A 22,916-nucleotide genomic window follows, 5' to 3' on the forward strand; every position below is an offset into this window, starting at 1 on the left:
ACACCCACTCCCAACGGCCACCCAGAGCTGTGTGCAAAGGCAAACAGGTGCAACCATTAAACGCAGTGCGAGTGCTCGTTAAAGCTTTTTCAATAACAGGCAAGCGCGGAGTCAAAGCGTCGGATGGGTATCCCCTTTCAAAACTGTACGGAGCCATGGATGGCGGAGTCCAAGCGCCCCATGGATGGGCCGAAGGAGCGTGTTTTGAAAGGGGATACCCATTCGGCGCCGCCCCCGAGTTCGTAGGCCCGGCATCAAAAATCAAAAGGCCACTCACAAGTTAAAACCATTAACCTCAGCCATCAGACAAGAGGTGCAACATGGACCTGAATTACACCCCGGAACAAGAGGCCTTCCGCGCCGACGTTCGCCAGTTCCTGGAGGACAACCTCCCGGACGACATCCGCGAACGCGTCCAGAAACGCCTGCGCCACGACAAAGACATGACCCAGCGCTGGCAGAAAATTCTGTATGAAAAAGGCTGGGGCGCCTCCACCTGGCCGGAAGAATTCGGCGGCCCGGGCTGGAGCCCGATTGAACAGATCATCTTTGAAGAAGAATGCGCCCTCGCCGGCGCACCCCGCCAGCTAGACTTCGGCCTGCGCATGGTTGCCCCGGTGATCATGACCTTTGGTAACGACGAGCAGAAAAAGCGCTTCCTGCCGGGCATCCTCAGCGGCGAAGACTGGTGGTGTCAGGGCTATTCCGAGCCGGGCTCCGGCTCCGACCTCGCGTCACTACGCTGCTCCGCCAAGCGCGAAGGCGATCACTACATCGTCAACGGCCAGAAAACCTGGACCACCCTTGGCCAGCACGCCGACTGGATCTTCTGTCTGGTGCGCACCAGCAACGAAGGCAAGCCGCAACAGGGCATTTCCTTCCTGCTGATCGACATGAACGACCCTGGCATTGATGTGAAGCCCATCATCATGCTGGATGGCGAGCACGAGATTAACGAAGTCTATTTCGATAACGTGAAAGTGCCCGCCGAGAACCTGATCGGCGAAGAGAACCAGGGCTGGACCTACGCCAAGTTCCTGCTTGGGCACGAGCGTACCGGGCTGGCGAACGTCGGGCAGTGGAAAGCGTTGATGAAGCGCCTGAAAGTCGTGGCCAACGAGGAGCAGGACGGCCAGCGGCCGCTGATCGAAAATACCCGTTTCCGCGATCGTCTGGCGCAACTGGATATTGAGCTGCGCGCGCTGGAGCTGACCGTGCTGCGGGTTTTGACCGACAAGCGCGGCCCCGGCCCCCAGGCATCGATTTTGAAAATCCGTGGCACAGAGATCGGCCAAAAACTGTTTGAACTGCTGATGGAAGCCACCGGACAGGATGCCATTGCGCACATTCCGGACGCCCTGGAACTGGACTACAACGGCCCCCGTGCCGGGTCCATCGATGCTACCCCGGCGGCCGGCGATTACTTCAACATGCGCAAGCTGTCGATCTTTGGCGGGTCCAACGAGATCCAGCGCAACATCATTGCCCAGCTCGTGCTTGGTCTTTAAAGGAGGCGGTCTTATGAATTTCGATCTTACCGACGAACAGCAAATGCTGAACGACTCGTTGCGCCGCTTTGTGACCAACGAGTACAGCTTTGAAAAGCGCAGCACCTTCATCGAATCCGGCAAGGGCACCGACCCGAACACCTGGGCCGCCCTGGCGGATATGGGCCTGCTGGCGTTCACCTTCCCCGAAGCCTTTGGCGGTCTGGATGGCAACGCCGTCGACACCATGGTGGTGATGGAAAACTTCGGTCGCGGCCTGGTGGTTGAGCCCTATCTGGCTACGGTCGTTCTGGCCGGCGGGCTGATTCGTGATGTGGGCAACGACTCCCAAAAAGACGAGTACCTGACGGCGATCGCTTCCGGCGAGCGCAAGATGGCCTTTGCACATTACGAACCCGGCGCGCGCTACAACCTGAGCCAGGTACAGACCACTGCCCGCAAGGACGGCGACCACTTTATGGTCAGCGGCCAGAAAACGGCCGTCATTCATGGCGGTCAGGCAGACCAATTGGTGGTTTCCGCTCGCACCAGCGGCAACGCCAATGACGAGGCCGGGCTGTCCCTGTTCGTCATCGATGCCAATGCCAAAGGCGTGAAAATTGACGACTACGCCGCCCATGACGGCTACCGCATCGCAGGCATCAGTTTCTCCAATGTCGCCGTCAGCGCCGACAATCTGCTGGGTGAGCTGGATCAAGCGTTCCCGCACATTGAGAAAGCCATCGATCTGGGCATTGCAGCGGTCTGTGCCGAAGCGGTAGGTGCCATGGAAGCCATGAACGAAACCACGCTGGACTACATCAAAACCCGTAAACAGTTCGGCGTGCCCATCGGCAAATTCCAGGTGCTGCAACACCGGATGGCGGATATGTTTGTCCAGGCAGAGCAGTCCAAATCCATGGCAATTCTGGCGGCCAACACCGCCGATTCCGACGACACCGACGAGCGCCGCAACGCGCTGTCCATGGCTAAAACCCTGGTCGGCCAGGGTGCCCGTTATGTGGCCCAGGAAGGTGTTCAGCTGCACGGTGGTATGGGCGTGACGGACGAGATGTTCGCGGCGCACCTGTTCAAGCGGCTGACCACCATCAACCTGCTGTTCGGCGACGCGGATCATCATCTGGCCCAGGTCAGCGACGGTCTACTGTCCGCCAGCGCCTGAACCTACGGACTGATAACAAGGAATCGACTATGAGTGTAAAACAACTACTGGACCTGTCCGGCAAAGTCGCCTTCATCACGGGCGGCTCCCGCGGCCTGGGCCTGCAAATGGCCGAGGCGCTTGGTGAACTGGGCGCGAAAATCGCCATCAGCGCCCGCAAACAGCACGAGCTGGATGCGGCCAAAGAACACCTGGAAAGCCAGGGCGTGACGGTGGTGACCATCGCGGCCGATCTGGGCGATCTGGAAGGTATTCCCAAGGTGGTGGATCAGGTGGTCGAGCAGCTCGGCGACATCGATATTCTGGTGAACAACGCCGGCGCCACCTGGGGAGCCCCAGCGGAGGACTATCCGCCCGAGGGTTGGATGAAGGTAATGAACCTGAATGTGAACGCCAGCTTTTTCCTCACCCAGACCGTCGGCAAGCGCTGCATGATCCCGCGCAAGACCGGCAAGGTGATCAATATCGCCTCCATTGCCGGGCTATCTGGCAACCCGGAGGGCATGCAGACCATCGCCTACAACACCAGCAAGGGCGCCATGGTGAACTTCACCCGCGCCCTGGCGTCCGAATGGGGTCATTACAACATCAATGTGAACGCGCTTTGTCCAGGCTTCTTCCCGTCCAAGATGTCTCAGGGACTGTTGGATGCACAAGGCGACAAAATGCTTGAGCGTATTCCGCTCAAGCGCTTTGGTGGCGAAGAAGATCTGAAAGGTGCAGCGGTGTTGCTGGCGTCTGAAGCCGGACGACACATTACCGGGCAATGCCTGGCAGTGGATGGCGGCACGCTGGTTAGTTAAGCATGCCCCTCTCGTCTGTTAAAGGCACTGACTAACCTGCTCCGGGTCCAGGTTACCACCAGTAATAATCAGAACCGTGGCCCTGTCCGGATCAGGCGCAACCTGGTTTTCCAATAACGCCGCCAGCCCGACACTGGCACCAGGCTCTACATAGAGCCTGGCTTCAGTCAGCAGGCGACGTGTGGCTTCCCGGATAGCCGACTCGGTAACCGTCACGATCTGGTCCACCACCTGACGGGACGCGGCATAGGTGCAGTCACCGACCACTGCCGGTGCCAGGCTGGCGGCCCAGGTATCCACCGAGTCGAGGCTGGCGCTGGCATCCTGCTTGTGCCAGGCGTTGAACATGGTGGCCGCGCCTTCCGGCTCCACGCCGATCAGTTCCACCTCCGGCTTTTGTGCCTTAATGGCCAGCCCCAGCCCGGAAATCAAACCGCCGCCTCCGATGGGGCACAGTATCCGATCCACATCCGGCTGCTGGCGCAGCAATTCCAGACCAACGGTGCCTTGCCCGGCCATAATTCGAACGTCGTTATAAGGGTGGACCAATGTTAACCCGCTGTTGTCCCGTAATTCGTGGCACCGGGCCACCGCTTGCTGAATATTACCGTGCACAATAACCTCGGCACCCAGCGCCCGGGTGCGGTGAATCTTCAACGGGCTGGAACCTTCCGGCATCACCACCGTGAGCGGAACATCCTGCATGGCCGCCGCCCAGGCCAGGCCGATTGCATGATTCCCGGCGGAAACCGTCACTAGGCCGGACTTGAGTTCGTCAGCACTGGCGGTCAGCAGCCAGTTCAGGGCACCCCGGGCCTTGAAGCTGCCGGTGCGCTGAAGACTCTCGCATTTCAGACCCAGTGGCTGGCCGATTGCGGCGTTCAGGTCAGGCACAGTCAGGAGCGGTGTTTCGCCCAGCTTCGGTCGAATGCGCTGCTCTGCTGCCTGAATTCGGGATAGGTCAGGAAGGGTTGGTTTGGTCATGGTGCGTGCTCCATTTGCTCCCATTACCAAACCATGGCCCCATTGGGGCCAGCGATCAAGTCACAACAGCCTCGCCCGCTTCAACAGCCTCTGGCTCACACACATACTGCCCCGCGTCAAACCGCTTCGTCTGCTGGCGGAATTGCCAGGTGAAGCCCGGCCACAGCGTGGTGTTCTTGCCGTTCTCGTTTACATACCAGCTCTTGCAGCCGGTCTGCCACACGGAGTCGCCGAGCTTGGCGTGAATAGAGGCGTTGTATTGGCTTTGGGCGTCTTCCTTCACTTCCACGCTCTTCCAGCCGTGCTTGTCCATTTTCTTCAGGGCATCCAGCACATACTGGATCTGGCTTTCGATCATATAGACCATGGAGCTGTGGCCGAGGCCGGTATTGGGGCCCATGAGCATGAAGAAGTTGGGGAAGCCGGCAATGGCGCTACCCTTGTAGGCTTCGGCACCGCCTTTCCATGCGTCCAGCAGGTCCTGGCCGCCACGGCCATGTACCATGCCTGCGGGTATCGGGTCCTGGGCCTTGAAGCCGGTGCCATAAATGATGCAGTCCACTTCCCTCTCATGGCCGTTGTTATCCACGATCATATTGCCGCGCACTTCGCGGATGCCGTCGGTCAGCACGTCGACGTTATCCTGGGCCAGCGCCGGGTAATAGTTGTTTGAAATCAGCACCCGCTTGCAGCCGAAGTGAAAATCCGGGGTAACTTTCCTGCGCAGTTCCTTGTCCTTGATCTGGTTTCGGATATGGCGGCGTGCCTGTAATTCGCCGATTTTGAGGATTCGCGGATTGCCTACAAAGCCCAGTACCCGTGCTTCCAACATCCAGTAGATGCTCTGGCGAAAGGCGTTCAGGGTCTGCGGGAACTTGCGGAACATCATCCGTTCCAGCGAGCGGATCTCGCGGTCAGGCTTGGGTACGATCCATGGTGGAGTCCGCTGGTAGAGGTCGAGGTGAGCTGCGTCTTTGGCCACTTCCGGTACGAACTGAATGGCTGAGGCGCCGGTGCCAATCACCGCTACGCGCTTGCCCTTGAAGTCGTAGTCATGGTCCCAGTCCTGGGAGTGGAAGCTTTTGCCGGTGAAGGTGTCGATGCCTTTGATGTTGGGGTATGCCGGGGTGCTAAGGCCGCCCATGCCGGAAACCACAACATCCGCCTTGAAGGTGCTGAATTTGGGCAGGCCCTTGTCTTTGCGGTTGAGTTTGTCGCCGGGGTTCAGGCCCTTGTCCTGCATGTAGGCCCAGAGTTTGGGGCTGTCGCAGGTTTCGACGGTCCAGCTTTGGGTTTTCTCGTCAAAGCGGGCACCCGCCACGTGGGTGTTCAAGCGCACGTGTTTCATGAGGTCGTATTTTTCGGCGCAGCTTCGCAGGTAGGCCTGGATTTCTTTCTGCTGGGCGAACATGCGGGTCCAATTGGGGTTTTGTTCGAACGAGAAGGAGTAGAGGGCGGATTGGACGTCGCAGGCACAGCCGGGGTAGTGGTTTTCGTGCCAGGTGCCGCCGACGTCGTCGCTTTGTTCGAGGATGACGAAGTTGTCGTATCCGGCTTCCTTGAGTTTGATCCCCATGCCCAGGCCGGAGAATCCGGTGCCGATGATGGCGATTTTTGCTGTCTGACTCATGTTTTCCACCTCGTTGTTCGCTGGCCTTTTGGCCTTGCCTGTTGTTGTCTGTTTCGTCATGATGATTGGCGGTAGACACATGTATACCCAACAGAGTAGACAGTTGTATACTTCCAAACATCTGGATCTGGCTGTTTGGCCTCGTTTGATAACTAACTGTCCCCCAGATCAAACTTCGGGGGCTGGGGCAATTGGGAAGGCTTTTCCGAAACACGCTCGAGCACATCCATGTGGCGCTTGGGCTCCGCCATCCATGGCTCCGCACAGTTTCGGAAAAGCCTTCCCAATTACCCCTTCGAACTTTGGTGATGCTTCATGAATGTTTTAAGTGGTGGAAAACTGAAGCTGATTCAGGCGGCGCTCAGGTTGATTACCCAGAGCCGCAGCCTGACATCTCTCGGTCTCCGGGAACTGGCCCGTGAGGCCGGACTGAATCCCAATACTTTTTATCGGCACTTCAAGAATCTGGACGAGTTCGGTCTGCAGGTACTTGGGTACATTGCCGAAGACATGAAAGCCGGCGTGCGGGAGTTGCGGCGGATGGCGGAGTCGTCGGAGCAGGCGTCCCACGATACGGTGACGTTTGTTTACCACTACTTCCTGGCCAACCCGGCAGCGACGACCGTGGCGGTGCGGGAGCTTCACGGGCCGTCGGCTTTGTTGCGCAGGGCGCTTGAGGCGCAGTTGGATGCCAGCGCGCGCGAGATGGCGGAGGATATTATCGAGCGGCGGCTGGTCAGTGCTGTGCCGACGGAGACGATTCATGAGATCTCCCGCATGACCATTCGCTATATCCTTTTCAGGGCAATGGATTACATCGAGAAACCGGCGCAGCGGGCAATGATCCAACATGAAACCGAGCGGTTTATCAACCGCCAGTTTCGGGGGGCAATGCTGGATGGGCTGGCCGAAAGTGAGGTACAGGCACTGTTAGAGAAGGACCTCTAACGGGCTTATTATTTTTTTCGTTTTACCTTTCCGTTTTTTCGCTTTGTTCGTTTTTAGGAAAACCTTTGTAAATCTGTTAGCGTCTACCTATAAGTAAAAACCGAGATTTTCAGTGAATCGGTCATTCCGGAGGACGTACTTACAATGAAGATCGGTATCCCCAGGGAGATTTTCGAGGATGAACGACGGGTAGCGGCAACGCCGCCCTCGGTGCATAAGCTGATAGGCCTTGGCTATGAGGTGATGGTCGAAGCCGGTGCGGGTGAGGCCGCGAATTACACGGACGACGCCTACGAAAAAGTGGGCGCTACCATTGCGGCGGACACCAAATCGCTTTGGCAGGACGCGGATTTTATCCTCAAGGTTCGCGCGCCGATGAAAAACCCTTCGCTCAAGAAACACGAAGTGGATCTGATGAAGGAAGGGGCGTTCCTGGTCAGCTACCTGTGGCCAGCGCAGAATCCCGAGCTGCTGGAGAAACTGGCGGCCAAAAAGATTACTTCCTTCGCCATCGATAGCCTGCCCCGCATCAGTCGTGCCCAGAAGATGGACGCCTTGAGCGCCATGGCCAATATTGCCGGCTACCGCGCGGTGATTGAGGCGGCCAATAACTTCGGGCGGTTCTTTACCGGCCAGGTGACGGCGGCTGGCAAGGTACCACCGGCGAAAATCATGGTAATCGGGGCCGGCGTCGCAGGCCTTGCCGCGATCGGCGCCGCGAACAGCATGGGCGCCATTGTGCGGGCGTTTGATACCCGTCTGGAAGTGAAAGAACAGGTTGAAAGCATGGGCGCCGAGTTCCTGGTGCTGGATTTCGACGACGAGGACGGCAGCGGTGGCGGCGGCTACGCCAAGCAGATGAGCGACGAGTTCATCAAGGCGGAGATGGCGCTGTTCGCGGAACAGGCCGAAGAGGTGGATATCATCATCACCACTGCCCTGATTCCCGGCAAGCCTGCGCCCAAGCTGATCACCGCCGATATGGTGAAATCCATGAAACCCGGCAGTGTGATTGTCGATCTGGCGTCGGAACGCGGGGGCAACTGCGAGCTGACGGAGCCCGGCAAGGTCGCTCACCATCATGGCGTAACGCTGATTGGCTACACCGATCTGCCCAGCCGTATGGCCAAGGTGGCCAGCGATCTCTATGCCACTAACCTGGTACACCTGATCACTGAACTGACACCAGAGAAAGACGGCCAGCCCCAGGTCAACATGGAAGACGATGTGATCCGTGGCCTGACGGTGGTGCGGGAGAACGACGTTACCTGGCCACCACCTCAACCGGAAGCGCCGGTCAGCCCCAAGCCGGCGCCCGGCACTGAAGAACCCACGGCTGCCGACAAGGAGGCCGCGAGGCAAGACGCCAAACGCCGCAGCCAGTTTGGCAAGGGCGCGCTGCTGCTGGTCACGGCCCTGGCGCTCTACGGGGTTGGTGCCCATGCGCCGGAAAGCTTCCTGCAGCACTTCACGGTGTTTGTCCTGTCCTGCTTTATCGGCTGGCAGGTTATCTGGAACGTGACGCCGTCCCTGCATACGCCTCTGATGAGCGTGACCAACGCCATCAGCGGCATCATTGTGATCGGTGCCATTCTCCACCTGGCCCAGGCGGAGAATCTGGCCGTTGGCATCATGGCCTTTTTCGCGGTGCTGATTGCCAGCATCAACGTGGGGGGCGGCTTCCGGGTCACCCATCGCATGCTCAAAATGTTTCGCAAGTAGGAGGCGCCCGATATGAGCACAGGATTGGTGAGCGTGGCCTACGTGGTCGCAAGTATCTGTTTTATCCTCAGCCTGGGTGGCCTTAGCCATCAGGAATCCGCCCGGCGCGGGAACCTTTATGGTGTCGCCGGCATCATCATCGCTGTTGGCGCCACCCTGGCCAGCGTGGACGGTGGTGTTATCGCGATCGTGATTGCGGTGCTGCTGGGCGCCGGTATTGGTATCCCCATCGCCAACAAGGTGGAAATGACCCAGATGCCGCAGCTGGTGGCCCTGCTGCACAGTTTCGTGGGCCTGGCGGCGGTGTTGGTCGGCTTCTCGGGCTATATTGAGCCCCTGGTAGCCACCACGGGTGCCGAACACACCATCAAGCTGGTGGAAGTGTTTGTCGGTATCTTTATCGGCGCCGTGACCTTCACCGGGTCGCTGGTGGCCTGCGGCAAACTGGATGGCCGCATCGACAGCAAGGCCCTGACCCTGCCGGGCCGACACCTGATGAACCTGGTGGCCATCATTGCCTGCGTATTGCTGGGTGCCTGGTTCCTCGGTACCGACAGCATGGCGCTGGGGCTTACATCCCTTGTCATCATGACGGTCATCGCCTCGGTGCTCGGCATTCACCTGATCATGGCCATCGGCGGCGCCGACATGCCGGTAGTGGTGTCCATGCTCAACAGCTACTCCGGTTGGGCGGCGGCCTCTATCGGGTTCATGCTGGGTAATGACCTGCTGATTGTGGTGGGTGCCCTGGTAGGCAGCAGCGGTGCCATCCTCAGCTACATCATGTGCAAGGCTATGAACCGGTCGTTTATCAGCGTCATCCTGGGCGGCTTCGGCCAGACCAGCAGCAGCTCAAGCGCGGCCGATACTGACCAGTCTGTCTATGAGTCCTCCGCGGATGATGTGTGCGAGGAACTGCGCAATGCCGATTCAGTGATCATCGTGCCGGGTTACGGCATGGCTGTGGCGCAGGCCCAGAACGGCGTCAGCGAAATGACGAAAATCCTGAGGGACCGTGGCGTCAACGTGCGTTTCGGCATTCACCCTGTGGCGGGTCGCCTGCCCGGACACATGAACGTGTTGCTCGCCGAGGCCCACGTGCCCTATGACATCGTGCTGGAAATGGACGAAATCAACGACGATTTCCCAAGTACCGATGTGGTGCTGGTTATCGGTGCCAACGACACCGTAAACCCGGCCGCCGCCGAAGACCCGGGCAGCCCGATCGCCGGTATGCCGGTGCTTGAGGTGTGGAAAGCGCGCCAGGTGGTTGTCCTCAAGCGGGGCATGGCCACGGGTTACTCAGGCGTGGAAAACCCGCTGTTCTTCAAAGACAACACCCGCATGCTGTTTGGCGATGCCAAGGAAAGCATCGACAAGCTGGTTGGTGGGTTAAGGGGCTGATTCTTCAGCCCCGGATTCCTTCTCAAAAAACCGCTCAATCTGCCGGGACTGGCTCTGGCCGTCCCGGTAGCCCAGCTCAATCAAATCGCGACAGAAGCGTTTGTCGAACAGCAGGAAGCTGGCGAGATTGGCGCTGGAAAAAGGCGCGTTGTCCGAAGCACCGGTCAACCGTCGCAACACCAGCGGCATGGCGTCAATGTATTTCATGGCGATTTCGTTGATGGGCTCGGAAGGGGAAATTTCCAGAATATCCACCGGGTTCAGGTCCAGCCCGGATTCCTTCAGTTTCTTCTCGGGGATCAGTTCCAGCAACTGGTTGATCAACCGTGAGCGATCGATGTCGTAGTCCAGCGTATCCAGGAACATGCCGTTGAACACGTGGGCCAGTACCTGAGTCAGCGTTGGCATACCGGGTTTTTCCGGGCGCCTGGACGGGCACATCGCGTTGGCACTAACCCCGATCACCAGCACCTTGCGTGCACCCAGTCGCAATGCCGGACTGATGTGGGCCATCTGGCGGGTCACGCCATCACCAAAGTACTCGCGGTTGATCTTCACCGGCGCAAACAGAGTGGGAATAGCCGCAGACGCCATGATGTGGTCCACTGCCAGCTCTGTGCGGGTGCCGCCACGCTGTCCGATCGACCAGCCTTGCAGCCCTTCAGCCCCTTCAAAGAAACACACATTCTGGCCAGTCGCGTAACCGCAGGCATTCAGGCCCACAGCGTCGATGTGGCCCTCCTGAATGGTTTGCCGAATGCTCTGCAGGTCGATCTCCCGCTCCAGCAATTCCCGCAGTGGCGAATTATCCAGAAAGGAAACCGGCCCGCTCTCAATGGGGCGACTGATCATCTTGCGGGCGATGGCGCTGAAGCTGCGCATCAGGCTAAAGGTATCCGCCCGGAATACCCGGTCCATGGTCAGTTCCGACCAGACTTTATCGAGATGATCAATACTGTGGCGAAACAGCCCCCGGTTACCGGCAAGGGCCATGGCATTGATCGCCCCGGCCGAGGTACCGATAATGACATTGAACGGGTGGTTCCAGTCCGGATACATGTCAGCGATAGCGCGAAGCACGCCGACCTGATACGCCGCCCGCGCGCCACCGCCGGTGAGAATGACACCGTTCTTTGTCATGAAGCCATTCCGTTTTGAACAGTGCCTCGCATCAGGCCTGTTTGATCTTATGCCGACGCCGGCCGGCAAACGGATTGTTAATGCTGGAATCCTTGCCCTGCAACTTGGCCTCGGGGTGGTTCTTCGCCATCAATTCCTTGACCTTGGGAATGTGGTCCTTCGGGGCATCCACCATGATCAGGTACTTCCCTGCCTCAATATCATGGTGGAACGGCTCGATACGGTAGTTTTCACTCTGGATACCACCAAAGCCACCAACCCAGGCGCCCGCTACCACCACAAAGATAAACAGGGCGATCCAGGCGGCCGCCGGCATGTTCAGAACCTCCAGCAAGGCCAACGGAACAATGAAGGCCAGCGCCAGCACAAAGCCGGCTATGGCGCCGCGCTCCACATACCTGGGCAGATCCGTTCGGTCCAGGATGGACGCGGTGTGTAACTGGTGAGTGTACAGGCCGGCTTCGTCCTTGCTGACAATGTGGAAGCGCCAGTCAGTGACGTCATGCTCGTGAAGGTCGTCGGAGATTTCTTTTGCACTGTCAATCGAAGATACCAGATAGAATAAACGTATCATGGTGTTTCTCCTCTTTCGCCTGTGAATGAGGCGTTCTTCTACTGACAATTTAGTTCATAACCCCCGACTTTACGTAATCTGGCCTTATTCAGCTGCCGATGGTTCGCACCAACATCACCGGCCCCGCCAGCGAAACACCCCAGGCAAGCACGGCAAGGAGACCATCTTTCGAAATCATCGCAAGGCCGAATGTCATCAGCGCCACGCCAGCAATACTGGCACTGAATGGCACGAGCTCCGTCGCCGGCATCACGATCGCAATCACCATGCACGCAAGCGCCATGGCGTAGAGGCCAGGACCCTTGACGAGGAAAGTGAATCTTGGGCGTATCAGGCGGTCGATCCGCCGTGCGGCCGGGCGCAGTAAATGGAGCCCCTGTACAAGCTTCTGGCGGGGAACCTGACGCCGGAGCAACAAGCTGGGCAGCCAGAACTGGGTCCGACCCAACAGAACCTGCCCCAACGTCAGCAGTGTGAGCAGGCCCAACAGGGTCGGCATTCCCGGCACGCCACTGAGGGGCGTCACCAGAATAAGGCCAACCAGAAGCACCAGCGGCCCAAAGGTCCGGCGCCCGACTGCATCCATCATTTCACCGATGGAAACGTGAGAACGACCAGCGGCCCCTGCTTCTATGCGGTCCAGTAACTGTTCGATATCCGCCGGATCACCCTGGTCATCCATTCACCAGCCTCCGGAAATCTGATCGTTACTTGGTGGTGTTGTAGACGTAGGAAGACACTGTGCCATCTTCGTTGAATCGCACCACCAGGTCCGTTGTCTCGGCGTCACCGAAAGCAGACCAGCGATACTTGCCGTAGGTCCAGGTGCGCTTGCCATCCTCGATACCGGTGCGCCAGGGCTCACCAAACATCTCCTGGATATCGGCGCGGGTGGTATCGCCGATCTCGATCTGGTCAACGTTATGGGTGGCAAAGTCCTGGCCGACCGTGGCGCAGCCGGCCATAACCAGCGTCAACGCAAGCAGGACAATGGCTGAAAGAGAAGTTACAGACTTCATGGTGTATCCCTTTAGTTGATAACAAGAGCATTAATCATACGGGTTTCGGCAACAGGTTAAATTACAGCCCGGACAGACACAAAAAAGCCCCGGTGTCTCGCCGGGGCCTATCGTCAACGCCTTGTCTGATCAGTAGAGCTTTGCCAGCGACTTCTTCGCGAAGGGCTCCACCTCGCCAATGCGGCCATCTTTCACTTTCACCAGCCACTCCGGGTCCTGCAGCAATGCACGGCCAACGGCGATCAATTCGAACTCGCTGTTGTTCATGCGCTCAACCAGCTCGTCGATACCAGATTGCTCCACCGCTTCCTTCTTACTGGCGAAAGTACCGCTGATGAAGTCCTCCGTCAGGCCCACACTGCCAACGGACATGGTCGGCTTGCCAGACAGTTTCTGAGTCCACCCTGCCAGGTTCAGGTCAGAGCCTTCGAATTCGGGCTCCCAGAAGCGGCGCGTGGAGGCGTGAAAGATATCCACACCGGCATCCACCAACGGTTTCAGAAACTGCTCCAGTTCCTCGGGTGTGTTCACCAGCTTCGCCTCATAATCCTGCTGTTTCCACTGGGAAAAACGCAGCATGATGGGGAAGTCCGGGCCTACCCGATGGCGGACAGCTTCAACGATCTCAACCACGAAGCGCAGACGGTTCTCCATACTGCCGCCGTATTCGTCATCACGCTGGTTGGTGCCTTCCCACAGGAACTGATCCAGCAAATAACCGTGGGCGCCGTGAATCTCCACACCGTCAAAGCCCAACGCTTTGGCATCCTGAGCACCGTCGGCAAACGCCGTGATGACGTCGTCAATGTCGTCCTTGCTCATCGCCTTGCCGTTGGGTTTGCCCGGTGAAAACAGACCGGACGGGCTGTAACCGGGTACGGATGGGTCCGGCTCGGTGCCTTCCTTGCGTACGGCACCCACGTGCCACAACTGCGGGAAAATGGCCCCGCCAGCCTCGTGGACCGCATCAACCACATCCTTCCAGCCGGCGAGAGCTGTGTCGCCATGAAAGAACGGCACATTCGGATAACCGTTGGCGCCAGGATGATTCACTGTAGTGCCTTCGGTAATCAGCAAACCAACACCGCCTTCAGCGCGGCGGCGATAATAGTCCACCACATCCTGGCTCGGGGCGTTGCCCGGCGAGAAATTGCGGGTCATCGGAGCCATCGCCACGCGATTGCGCAGGGTCAGGTTGTGGAGTTCAAAGGGTTCAAACAAAGGGCCAAGATTCATGCTCATGGTAGATCGCAACCTTACTAATCTGGTTTCTTTAAGCAACCATATTGAATCTGGTTTTAAAATGCAACCCTATTAGGTACACTCCGAAACATGGCCAGAAAACGTTTTGATGACTCCAATTGCTCCGTCGCCCGCGCCCTTAACGAGGTGGGTGACTGGTGGTCTCTGCTTGTAGTGCTGCACGCGATGTATGGCACCCGCCGCTTTGTGGACTTCCAGCAAGAGCTGGGTATTGCCCGCAACATTCTCTGCGACCGGTTAGCGAGGCTGGTGGACAACGAGGTATTGAAGAAGGTGGATGTGGGCGAACACGGCTCACGATTCGAGTACCGACTGACCGAAAAAGGCCGGGACCTGTTTCCGATTGTGATCGCCCTTCGCCAGTGGGGTGACAAATGGAATCCGGCGCCAGATCAAACACCGCTGGACCTGAGGGACCGCGAAACCGGGCGTGCCATTTTACCGGTTGAAGTTCAGGATGCCGACGGCAAGCCGCTGACCGTACGTGATGTGTTTGTGCCGGAAGGCGCCGACACCGGCCTCGAGGAAAAGACACCGGACGGCAAAAAGTCAGCCTGATCCAATACCCAAAACGGGGCCCTGGGGCCCCGTTTTCAGTGGAGTAGGCAGGACTACGCGTTTTCGCGCTGGGGTGAGCGCCTTGCCTGACCACCGTTGCCATTCTGGCTACGGCCGCCACTGCGACCACCCGGCTTGCCGCCAAAACTACGGCCATTTCCGCCGGGCTTACCATTGCCACCACCGTTACCGCCGCGACCACGGGCCCGGCTGGGGTCTGCCTTGGCTTTTGGCTTCAATGGCAGGTTGTTCTGGGGCTCGAAGCCTTCAACAGACTTGCGCGGCAACTGCTTCTTGATCAGCCTCTCAATGCCGGCAAGCATCTTGCCCTCATCGGCGCTGACCAGCGACAGTGCATGGCCGCTTTCACCGGCACGACCAGTACGGCCAATTCGGTGAACGTAGTCTTCCGGCACGTTCGGCAATTCGAAGTTCACCACCTGGGGCAGCTGTTTGATATCCAGGCCACGGGCTGCGATGTCGGTTGCGACCAGTACACGCACTTCACCCTGTTTGAAATCAGCCAGGGCGCGGGTACGAGCCCCCTGTGACTTGTTGCCATGGATCGCAGCAGCGGTAATACCGTCACGCTCCAGCTTCTGGGTCAGGCGGTTGGCACCGTGTTTGGTACGGGTGAACACCAGCACCTGCTCCCAGCCATTGTCTCGCACGAGCTTGCTCAGCAAGGCGGTTTTCTGGCTCTGATCAACCGGATAGACCGACTGCTTGATGCTTTCCGCAGCAGTGTTTCGGGCTGCCACTTCCACCTGCACCGGGTTATCCAGAAGGCCTTCGGCCAGGGTGCGGATTTCATTGGAGAAGGTGGCGGAGAACAACAGGTTCTGGCGCTTGGCGGGCAACAGCGCAAGAATCTTGCGGATGTCACGGATAAAGCCCATGTCCAGCATGCGGTCGGCTTCGTCCAGCACCAGGATTTCCACTTCGTTGAAGCGAACTGCATTCTGCTGATACAGGTCCATCAGACGGCCGGGTGTGGCCACCAGCACGTCCAGGCCCTTACGCAGCTTCATCATCTGCGGATTGATTTTTACGCCACCAAACACCACGGCGGACTTGGTCGGCATGTATCGGCTGTAAAGGGCCACACTGTCGTGTACCTGGGCCGCCAGCTCGCGGGTAGGAGCCAGGATCAGTACACGCGGGCCTTTGCCAGTGCGGGGGTTTTCCGCCAGGCGCTGCAGCAATGGCAGGGTGAACCCTGCGGTTTTACCGGTACCCGTCTGGGCAGCCGCCATCACGTCCCTGCCGGATAAAACGGCGGGAATGGCCTTGGCCTGGATGGGTGATGGGGTTTCGTAACCCTGGTCGGCAGTGGCACGGACCAGTTGCTCGGACAAACCGAGTGAAGAAAAACTCATAGTGGATCAACTCTTGATTAGTCTGCCTCCACGAACACCGATCTCGGCGAATGCGGGCAGATGCCATGAAGATTCATGGAATAAAAGACGACTACGGCCACACACCGTTAACGGGGTGACGTCCTCTGACAGGTCGTATGGATGGTTCGCACGGGCTTGAAGCCTTGAATTGCGGAAATCCCTAGAGGCAGGATGCTGGGCACACTAACAGAGTGGTTCGGGAATAGCTATAAGGAACTTTACCGGGCAGGGATCTTTGATGTGGTCCCCCGTCGGGGATAACCCTGCCAGGCCAGGCAGGGTTATCGGTCCGCCATTAACGATTAACGCACGCCGTCCCGGCGTAACGCAGCCGGCGTGTATTCACGGGAGCGACGCTCGGTACCATACTGGTAAGGCTCGTCTTCCTCGTTGGTCAGCCCCATCACCAGATAGCGCCCTGACAACAGGTCATACAGGGTTTCAAAGGCATAGGCCGGAATGTTGGCATCGTATATCTGCATCGCGTGCGCTTCGGCAACACGCCACAGGTTGCCACGACCATCGTAGTGATCCACCGCTGCAATCTGCCAGGTATCCTCATCAATGTAGAAGTCCCGTTTGCCGTAGACATGCCGCTCACCATCCTTGAGTGTCGCTGTTACATGCCATACCCGGTGCAGCTCATAACGCGTGAGGCCCTGGTCGACATGGCCGGGCTTTATGATGTCGTCATAGCTCAGGCTCTCGTCGGTCAGGCGATAGGAATTGTACGGAATGTACAGCTCTTTCTTGCCCTTGAGTTCCCAGTTGTAACGGTCTGGCGCGCCATTGTAGAGGTCCAGGTTGTCAGACGTGCGCTGGCCATCTGCGGCGGTACCCGGCCCATCGTAGGCCACATTGGGAGCACGGCGAACACGACGCTGCCCGGAGTTGTACAACCATGCGCGGCGGGGCTCCTTAACCTGGTTAATGGTCTCGTGCACCAGCAGTACGTTGCCGGCGAGGCGAGACGGAGCGGTGATGGCCTGCTTGAAATAAAACATCACATTGGGATCTTCGCTTGGATCGAAATCCTCCAGCACCACCCGCTCGGTAAACGATTCGGTGAACCTGACCGGGCTGAAATCGCCATTTGGCTGCGGTGTTACCTGTGCCACATTGCGGGTAAAGGAACCGCCGCGGTAGCGGGTGATATGGTTGAAAATCACCTCAAGGCCATTTTGGGGGATCGGAAACGGGGTCGCTGTTTTGTAGTTCTTGAGACCGTTCCCGCTTTCCACCAACTCCACTTCGGTGGCATTGGCCTTGGTTTTCTCCAGCACGTCGGCAGGATAGGTCGCCGTTCTCCGGGTCTGGTAGACCGGCATAAAATAATTGTCGTACGTCTTGATCATCGCAATCTGGCCGGGCGTCAGGTTGTCCGCGTACTGGTCAACGTTGCTCTGGTCAATACGAAACAGCTCTTTGTCATTGGGAAACGGATCCACGTATCGGCCGTCGCCCTGGTAGGCACCCGGTGCCTGAAGCAGCCCCCCGTCCCAGGCAGGAATTTCATCGCCATTACCGGACTTCTCGGCGCCCATCGGCGTGAGCGTATCTCCCAGTTTGGCGGCCTCCTGGGCCGACACTGCTGCGCCGGCTGATGCGGAATACAGCATCGAGCACGCTAATGCACTGTAAAGCAGGTTTTTTCGGTTAATCATGGATTACTCCTCGGTTTTCAGACAATGGTTCAAAATGAATAGGACACTGAGGCCGACACGAAATCCCGGTCATTGATGACGTTGTAATCACCCCCGAAATAGTTGGTGTAGCTCAGATTGGCTTTGTAGGCGTTTTGATAGGTGGCTTCGACGGCCAGGCCCAGTGACTTGTTGCCTTCCTGGAAGTTGCCACCAGGATCTGGTGCGTAGCCCTTCACGTCGTGAGAGAAAAAGAGCCGGGGGCGCAAGTTGACGCCAGCGACGGCATCCGGATAGTCCCAGACAAACAGCGTGCGATAGCCCCAGGAGAAGGACGTGGTAAACCCACCACCTCCACAGTTGCTGGGGTTGATGTTCAAACGCGGGTCACTGTCTGTGCCCTGGCTGCAGTAGTCACCGGTAAAGTTGTCACCCTCCAGCGGCACCGGCCCCACACCGTAGATGCCCGATCGCCCGTAGCGGGCTTCCGAGGTGCTGGGCAGATCGTGGATATAGGTGGCACCAACCTCACCAACAATGATGAAACGGGCGGCGCCCATTACCCGGTCAATGAAGTGAATGAATGTGGCCTGGGCCTGGGAAACGTTGTAACGGTCGTAGCCATCAACAGCCTTACCGGCATAGTTGAAATTGGGATCCTTCTCACGCTGGCGTTGCTCCAGCTTGCTCACTACCTGTCCATCCGGACCACGCTGTTGCAAGCCTCCGTAGATCAGCTCAAACGTGTTCCACTGGATGGGAAGGTTTGGCCGGAAGCTGTATTCCGCCCCCAGCGAAGTGCCCGTTGGCAGGGTGGTGTTGATACTGATGCCATAGAGATCAATGTCTTCCGGATACTCGATGAAATAGCTGGGAAACCTGGAGTTGGGCAGGTTGGGGTCGCTTTTCTGGTTTGCCGATGGGTCCGAGGGGTTGTTGACCACACCACTGATGTACGGAAGACGACTGTGATAACGGGTGTAGTAGAACCCCAGCTCGGCCCCCAGGTCGGTCAGATACCAACGCAACGCGGCACCGAACTGATCCTTGTCCCCGGGCTCGCGATCGCCCAGGCGCGGAGACACGAATCCCTCTTCCAGCGCCTGGGAGTCCGGCACCTGGCCCGCCAGTAATACCGGGCCACAGCCATCGGCCGCCACGTCGGCGGAGGAAAAATAGGTGCCACAATCGTCAATCCTGAAGCTTTCCCAGTCGGTCTGAACAAACGCCTCCATGGTGATTTCAGGCGTCAGGCCAACCGACGTATACAACATCTCCACCGGTAACAATACGTCTTTGAGCTCCGCGCCGGGAGCACGAAACGCGGGAACGTCGATCGGATTGACCGCGTTGATACCGCCCAGGATGAACGTGCTTTCGCCCCAGTTCACCACCTGACGGCCGTAACGGATCGACACCGGCGTATCGCCGAAGTACCAGTCCGTAAACACGTAGGCGTCGAGAAGATCCACACCGGAGGCGTTATCTTTGGCCTCATCGTTCAGTTCACGTCGCTGGCCGACCGGGTCCTTGGCGCGACGGTTATCCTTCAGTTCATGGTCGTAATAATAGGTGCCTCGCACCAGCGCCCCGACCCGTGTCAGCGTGTCACTGTCGGGGGTGTAGTCCAGGAACAGTTCACTACGGCCACGCAGGATCTGGGAATACGGCTCGTTCTTTTCAAAGTTCAGGTTGCCGTCGTCGAAGTTGTTGGACGAGGCGCCCGTGTTACTGAATGCGAATTCCGGGCCCAGGTTGCCCTGGGAGATCAGATCTTTGTCCTGATCTTCCAACCGATAGGCAATCCCCGCCGTCACGGTCGTTGAGAGCGAGGCGTCGATCTCGTAGATGTCAAAATCGAATGCCATCGCCGGGGCTGTGGATACGATTGCGCCGATAGCCAGCGCCAGGCGTTTATGGTCTCGGTTTTTTGTTGTCATTGGTCTGTAGCTCCAGTTTTTCAGGCAAAGCTTCCCCATTGATGGAGAGAATCGCCATCGACATACACGTGTTTATCGGGAACGGGCGCTCCGGGATCTCCGAAGCGCTGGTTGTCTGGCCGTTGGGTTTCTAGATCAGGCCGCCACCAATCAGGCCACCATCACCTCCATCACCCCCACCATCTCCGCCGCCGTCCGGCTCACTGCCTGGATCGGTGTTGCCCTCGGCGGAGCAGTCCGTACCTGAGGTATCGGCATCCTCTACGACACAGGGGTTGCTGACAGAAACGGTGCCATCACTGAACAGCTCCAGCATCTGCGCGATCATCTCGTCGAAGACCGCACGTGAAGAAAAGGCATCCGCCGCTTTCTGACCGGCAGACACGGGGTTGCCATGCGACCCTTCCAGATAGCGGGTTATGGCTGGGAGGCCACTTGCCAGCGGCGTTGACTCAGCGCCCATACCCGCAGCCAGGGGATCCGTACCCGCCAGAGGTGCGCGCTCACTACTGATCACAAATCCGGTTTCCGGAACCGTGGTTTCAAGGGGCCCCATGGCGTAAAGCTGATCATCCGCGGCATTGGGAATCGTGTCGTCAGTTGGGCGCTCAGGGTCATCATCAACACCAACGATTTCAGTCAGCAACGTGTTGGTGTTCTGATAAAAGCCGGCATAGGCGACAGGGTCTGCCGAATCCAGCTGCGACTGGAACACATTGAAGTAGATGTTGAGCTCCGTACGTCCCTGCGCCAGCACGCCATCAGAGGCGGCGTCCAGCACGGGAAGAAGCTGTGGTGCCAGTGACTGCGAGTTTTCGAACAGACGTGTGAACTGACCGCCGGTGTTCAGCAGATTAGAGGCCAGAACCGGGCTGAGATTGGAGTTGCCCGCAGCACTCGCTGCATTGTTAACTGGTGGGAAGGCCGCGCCACCCATACCACTGAGCGAATGGCTCATGAAATAGACCCGGCTCGGATCAATGCTCAGGCCCTGGGCACAATCGCCGGCGGCCTGACACGCGTTGATGGCGTCCTCGATCGCCTGCAACGAGGCGTTCACGTTAAGCAGGTCGAGGGTTCCCTGGCGCATGTTGTCACGGGTGTTGGCGTAGTTAGTGAAATTCAGGTACAGACTTCCCGATTCGGGCTCCTGCAGTTCACCCGCCGGTACCGGATTAAGATCCGCGTCAGCGGCGAAGCCAAAGTGACGCTCGACGGCGTCCGCCGAAGCACCATCCTGAGTGGTGATGGGATTAAGACCAACCACGCCCTCTCCGAAAATACCGTGCAGCGGCTGATCGATACCGATGGTGACGAAGCAGTCAAAGGTATTGCCAGGGTCTGCGCAGGACAACCCAGCGGCTGTCGCCAGAGGGAGGATCGCCGAACGGTCGGTGGTCACGGCATGCTGATAGATGATCACCGGAAAACCATTTGCCGGGGTCTGCGGGGCAATCAAGGCCTGGTTGGTGTCGGGCGCGGCAACCACAATGGGAACCGTTGTTTCACTGGACTTTTCAGCAAACGGGAAGCGGTAGGTCACGCGATCCGAGGGCGCCTGATCGAGTGACTCCTCGGCACTGAAGTCCGCCGGGAGCCAACTGGCCGAGCGCAGGGCTGACCCATCCGTCGCCTCCGGCACGCCCTGAAAATACGGCAGGGTAATCTCGCCCTCATAGACATGGATATTAAGAGGGGTGCCCTGAACTTCCTGAGCCAACGCCGGATTTATCTCACCACCGTCGCGCTGGTTGAACATTCTTACTGTTCGCGGCTTCGGGGCATCAATAAGGTTGTCAGCGGCGGTTGCAAGCGCCTGCGCTTCACCCTCGTTGTCGGCGACAGTATCGACGGCCATTGCTGTTGCGGCCTGCAAAGCATAGGCGACCCTGCGGTCCGCCTGATCATTGCTGACAAGGTCCTGATATTGAACGACCATGCCAGCGTCCCGGGCATCACTGAGCAGGCCGGCGAGCTCGGCGTCGTAGAGGCGGAAATCTGTGTCCGTCAGCGTTGCATGGATTTCATCGTTGATGTTCTGCTGTTCCGCCGTCGCGGCCCCCTCCAGCGGCTGTTGAGTCAGGTTGTAGAATCCGGAGATCAACTGCTGGAGCCCTTCCTGTCGGGCAGCTATACCCAGGCTGTTGCGGAAGAACGTCACCGGGGCTGTATTTGCCAGCAGCACGTCGTCTACCGCCGTTGTGGTGATCGTTGTGGAAAACACAACGTCATCGAACGTCTTTGAGAATCCAGCGATGGAAAACGCCTGCTTGAACTCAAAATAGTCGGAAGCGAGTCGGCGGGCAGGTAACAACGCCTCGCGGAATGGCTCGAACGCAACATTGGAAAGTACCGCTTCCGGGTCCGCCACCGACTGGTAGGTCGGAGCGCCAACGAGCGGGTCGCCGTTGGTGTCTACAATGTCGTCGGTGATGGCCAGGGCGTACCGGGTTTTCTCAGCCAGTGGCTTGACCGGCAGAATCCGGATCATATTGTTCTGGCCACCATCGATATCCAGCAGCTCAACCCGAAGTCTGTCCTCAACCAGGGCATCGAAAATCGCATCGGCTTCGGCGGTATTACCGCTTTCCTCAAGCGCCAGTGCCCGCCGGTACTGAATCGCCGATGAAATTCCGGCGACCTCTCCGGAGGTTTGACGGAGGCTATCGCCACCGGCATATTCCAGGGGAATCAGGAACACATTCTGATCCGGGTTGGGGACAACTTCGCCCTCCACGGAGATAAAGTCACGCGCATCAAGGGTCTGCTGGCTGTCCAGGCTGCCACTGATCTTGATATCAATGGGTGCCAGTACTGAATTTCCATCGAGAAATCCAATGCCCGTGGTCACTGGGTTGGCAGGAGCGCTGCCGTTCAGCATGGTGCCGTCGTCAACCTCACTGAGATAGAAAAGGGAATCGCTTGGAATCGGGAATTGGGTGGTCAACGGGTCAAATAATGGGTGAGTTCCCCGCTCCACGGCCGGATTGGTAATGTCGTAGTCTGGGTCCGCATTCTTTGTAGTCTGGCTGCTGCTTTCAAAACAACCCGTCAGGCTGACCGACAAAATGACCATCGACATCAGTCGCGTTTGGCGCATGAACATACTTGTTTACCTCTGTACGTTTTTTTGTAGTTCGAGACTCGTCCTGTGTCTTTCGGCCTAACACGGAAGTCTAATTGCGGTGGTTCCAAAAAAATTTTCCCGAATAGACGAG

General features: G+C 58.2%; 18 protein-coding genes. 7 read left to right on the top strand and 11 right to left on the bottom strand.

The features are described from left to right. The first annotated feature begins 320 nt into the window (after positions 1 to 320). Genes AXW11_RS07285 through AXW11_RS07295 form a run of 3 tightly spaced genes read left to right on the top strand, consistent with a single transcriptional unit; the run spans position 321 to position 3,473 of the window. Positions 321 to 1,508: an acyl-CoA dehydrogenase family protein gene (locus tag AXW11_RS07285; protein WP_091644066.1), complete on the top strand. Its 1,188-nt coding sequence runs from the start codon at positions 321 to 323 to the stop codon at positions 1,506 to 1,508. A 13-nt stretch (positions 1,509 to 1,521) separates the two neighbouring features. Then, positions 1,522 to 2,670, top strand: coding sequence for an acyl-CoA dehydrogenase family protein (locus tag AXW11_RS07290; RefSeq protein ID WP_091644063.1), 1,149 nt, complete (start codon positions 1,522 to 1,524; stop codon positions 2,668 to 2,670). A 29-nt stretch (positions 2,671 to 2,699) separates the two neighbouring features. After that, the gene (locus tag AXW11_RS07295) at positions 2,700 to 3,473 is read left to right on the top strand and encodes an SDR family oxidoreductase (RefSeq protein WP_091644061.1); all 774 of its coding nucleotides are present in this window, start codon (positions 2,700 to 2,702) and stop codon (positions 3,471 to 3,473) included. An 18-nt stretch (positions 3,474 to 3,491) separates the two neighbouring features. On the opposite strand, the gene AXW11_RS07300 is transcribed toward AXW11_RS07295, so the two are convergent. Then, positions 3,492 to 4,457 carry a threonine ammonia-lyase gene (locus AXW11_RS07300; RefSeq protein WP_091644058.1) on the bottom strand — a complete coding sequence of 322 codons (966 nt, stop codon included), beginning with the start codon at positions 4,455 to 4,457 and terminating at the stop codon, positions 3,492 to 3,494. 55 nt (positions 4,458 to 4,512) lie between these two features. Continuing rightward, positions 4,513 to 6,087, bottom strand: coding sequence for a flavin-containing monooxygenase (locus AXW11_RS07305; RefSeq protein WP_091644055.1), 1,575 nt, complete (start codon positions 6,085 to 6,087; stop codon positions 4,513 to 4,515). Between the two features lie 315 nt (positions 6,088 to 6,402). Between AXW11_RS07305 and AXW11_RS07310 the strand changes: the two genes are divergently transcribed. The 3 genes from AXW11_RS07310 (at position 6,403) to pntB (ending at position 10,161) form a co-directional block, all read left to right on the top strand. Beyond that, positions 6,403 to 7,035, top strand: coding sequence for a TetR family transcriptional regulator (locus tag AXW11_RS07310; RefSeq protein WP_075194643.1), 633 nt, complete (start codon positions 6,403 to 6,405; stop codon positions 7,033 to 7,035). A 144-nt stretch (positions 7,036 to 7,179) separates the two neighbouring features. Further along, positions 7,180 to 8,757 (top strand): Re/Si-specific NAD(P)(+) transhydrogenase subunit alpha, encoded by a 1,578-nt coding sequence (locus AXW11_RS07315; protein WP_075194642.1) that lies wholly within the window; start codon positions 7,180 to 7,182, stop codon positions 8,755 to 8,757. A gap of 12 nt (positions 8,758 to 8,769) precedes the next feature. Beyond that, positions 8,770 to 10,161, top strand: coding sequence for a Re/Si-specific NAD(P)(+) transhydrogenase subunit beta (pntB, locus tag AXW11_RS07320; protein WP_091644053.1), 1,392 nt, complete (start codon positions 8,770 to 8,772; stop codon positions 10,159 to 10,161). On the opposite strand, the gene AXW11_RS07325 is transcribed toward pntB, so the two are convergent. From AXW11_RS07325 to AXW11_RS07345, 5 genes are all read right to left on the bottom strand, one after another. Next, the gene (locus tag AXW11_RS07325) at positions 10,150 to 11,301 is read right to left on the bottom strand and encodes a patatin-like phospholipase family protein (RefSeq protein WP_091644050.1); all 1,152 of its coding nucleotides are present in this window, start codon (positions 11,299 to 11,301) and stop codon (positions 10,150 to 10,152) included. The genes pntB and AXW11_RS07325 overlap by 12 nt on opposite strands. A 31-nt stretch (positions 11,302 to 11,332) precedes the next feature. Further along, positions 11,333 to 11,875: a hypothetical protein gene (locus tag AXW11_RS07330; RefSeq protein ID WP_091644048.1), complete on the bottom strand. Its 543-nt coding sequence runs from the start codon at positions 11,873 to 11,875 to the stop codon at positions 11,333 to 11,335. A gap of 88 nt (positions 11,876 to 11,963) precedes the next feature. Beyond that, complete coding sequence (locus AXW11_RS07335; RefSeq protein ID WP_075194639.1) at positions 11,964 to 12,557, bottom strand: exopolysaccharide biosynthesis protein; 594 nt, start codon at positions 12,555 to 12,557, stop codon at positions 11,964 to 11,966. Positions 12,558 to 12,582: 25 nt separating this feature from the next. Next, complete coding sequence (gene bamE, locus AXW11_RS07340) at positions 12,583 to 12,894, bottom strand: outer membrane protein assembly factor BamE domain-containing protein (RefSeq protein ID WP_041332932.1); 312 nt, start codon at positions 12,892 to 12,894, stop codon at positions 12,583 to 12,585. A gap of 129 nt (positions 12,895 to 13,023) precedes the next feature. Then, positions 13,024 to 14,136 carry an NADH:flavin oxidoreductase gene (locus AXW11_RS07345; protein WP_041332930.1) on the bottom strand — a complete coding sequence of 371 codons (1,113 nt, stop codon included), beginning with the start codon at positions 14,134 to 14,136 and terminating at the stop codon, positions 13,024 to 13,026. Positions 14,137 to 14,226: 90 nt separating this feature from the next. Between AXW11_RS07345 and AXW11_RS07350 the strand changes: the two genes are divergently transcribed. Further along, entirely contained in the window at positions 14,227 to 14,715 is a 489-nt protein-coding gene (locus tag AXW11_RS07350; protein ID WP_075194637.1) for a winged helix-turn-helix transcriptional regulator, read from the top strand. A gap of 53 nt (positions 14,716 to 14,768) precedes the next feature. Here the strand turns inward: AXW11_RS07350 and AXW11_RS07355 are convergent, their stop codons facing one another. The 4 genes from AXW11_RS07355 to AXW11_RS07370 form a co-directional block, all read right to left on the bottom strand. Further along, a complete protein-coding gene (locus AXW11_RS07355; protein WP_036211594.1) occupies positions 14,769 to 16,094 on the bottom strand; it encodes a DEAD/DEAH box helicase in 1,326 nt (441 codons plus the stop codon). A 323-nt stretch (positions 16,095 to 16,417) separates the two neighbouring features. Beyond that, complete coding sequence (locus AXW11_RS07360) at positions 16,418 to 17,779, bottom strand: DUF1329 domain-containing protein (RefSeq protein ID WP_091644045.1); 1,362 nt, start codon at positions 17,777 to 17,779, stop codon at positions 16,418 to 16,420. A gap of 29 nt (positions 17,780 to 17,808) precedes the next feature. Continuing rightward, positions 17,809 to 19,698, bottom strand: coding sequence for a DUF1302 domain-containing protein (locus AXW11_RS07365; RefSeq protein ID WP_091644042.1), 1,890 nt, complete (start codon positions 19,696 to 19,698; stop codon positions 17,809 to 17,811). Positions 19,699 to 19,828: 130 nt separating this feature from the next. Further along, entirely contained in the window at positions 19,829 to 22,804 is a 2,976-nt protein-coding gene (locus tag AXW11_RS07370; RefSeq protein WP_091644039.1) for a hypothetical protein, read from the bottom strand. Between the last annotated feature and the right edge of the window lie 112 nt (positions 22,805 to 22,916).

The organism is Marinobacter sp. Hex_13 (assembly GCF_001566815.1).
GTDB lineage: Bacteria > Pseudomonadota > Gammaproteobacteria > Pseudomonadales > Oleiphilaceae > Marinobacter > Marinobacter salarius.

Bases quoted from the DNA above. Each gene is read 5' to 3' on its own strand.
- AXW11_RS07285 (WP_091644066.1), top strand. From the start codon at position 321: ATGGACCTGAATTACACCCCGGAACAAGAGGCCTTCCGCGCCGACGTT.
- AXW11_RS07290 (WP_091644063.1), top strand. From the start codon at position 1,522: ATGAATTTCGATCTTACCGACGAACAGCAAATGCTGAACGACTCGTTG.
- AXW11_RS07295 (WP_091644061.1), top strand. From the start codon at position 2,700: ATGAGTGTAAAACAACTACTGGACCTGTCCGGCAAAGTCGCCTTCATC.
- AXW11_RS07300 (WP_091644058.1), bottom strand. From the start codon at position 4,457: ATGACCAAACCAACCCTTCCTGACCTATCCCGAATTCAGGCAGCAGAG.
- AXW11_RS07305 (WP_091644055.1), bottom strand. From the start codon at position 6,087: ATGAGTCAGACAGCAAAAATCGCCATCATCGGCACCGGATTCTCCGGC.
- AXW11_RS07310 (WP_075194643.1), top strand. From the start codon at position 6,403: ATGAATGTTTTAAGTGGTGGAAAACTGAAGCTGATTCAGGCGGCGCTC.
- AXW11_RS07315 (WP_075194642.1), top strand. From the start codon at position 7,180: ATGAAGATCGGTATCCCCAGGGAGATTTTCGAGGATGAACGACGGGTA.
- pntB (WP_091644053.1), top strand. From the start codon at position 8,770: ATGAGCACAGGATTGGTGAGCGTGGCCTACGTGGTCGCAAGTATCTGT.
- AXW11_RS07325 (WP_091644050.1), bottom strand. From the start codon at position 11,301: ATGACAAAGAACGGTGTCATTCTCACCGGCGGTGGCGCGCGGGCGGCG.
- AXW11_RS07330 (WP_091644048.1), bottom strand. From the start codon at position 11,875: ATGATACGTTTATTCTATCTGGTATCTTCGATTGACAGTGCAAAAGAA.
- AXW11_RS07335 (WP_075194639.1), bottom strand. From the start codon at position 12,557: ATGGATGACCAGGGTGATCCGGCGGATATCGAACAGTTACTGGACCGC.
- bamE (WP_041332932.1), bottom strand. From the start codon at position 12,894: ATGAAGTCTGTAACTTCTCTTTCAGCCATTGTCCTGCTTGCGTTGACG.
- AXW11_RS07345 (WP_041332930.1), bottom strand. From the start codon at position 14,136: ATGAGCATGAATCTTGGCCCTTTGTTTGAACCCTTTGAACTCCACAAC.
- AXW11_RS07350 (WP_075194637.1), top strand. From the start codon at position 14,227: ATGGCCAGAAAACGTTTTGATGACTCCAATTGCTCCGTCGCCCGCGCC.
- AXW11_RS07355 (WP_036211594.1), bottom strand. From the start codon at position 16,094: ATGAGTTTTTCTTCACTCGGTTTGTCCGAGCAACTGGTCCGTGCCACT.
- AXW11_RS07360 (WP_091644045.1), bottom strand. From the start codon at position 17,779: ATGATTAACCGAAAAAACCTGCTTTACAGTGCATTAGCGTGCTCGATG.
- AXW11_RS07365 (WP_091644042.1), bottom strand. From the start codon at position 19,698: ATGACAACAAAAAACCGAGACCATAAACGCCTGGCGCTGGCTATCGGC.
- AXW11_RS07370 (WP_091644039.1), bottom strand. From the start codon at position 22,804: ATGTTCATGCGCCAAACGCGACTGATGTCGATGGTCATTTTGTCGGTC.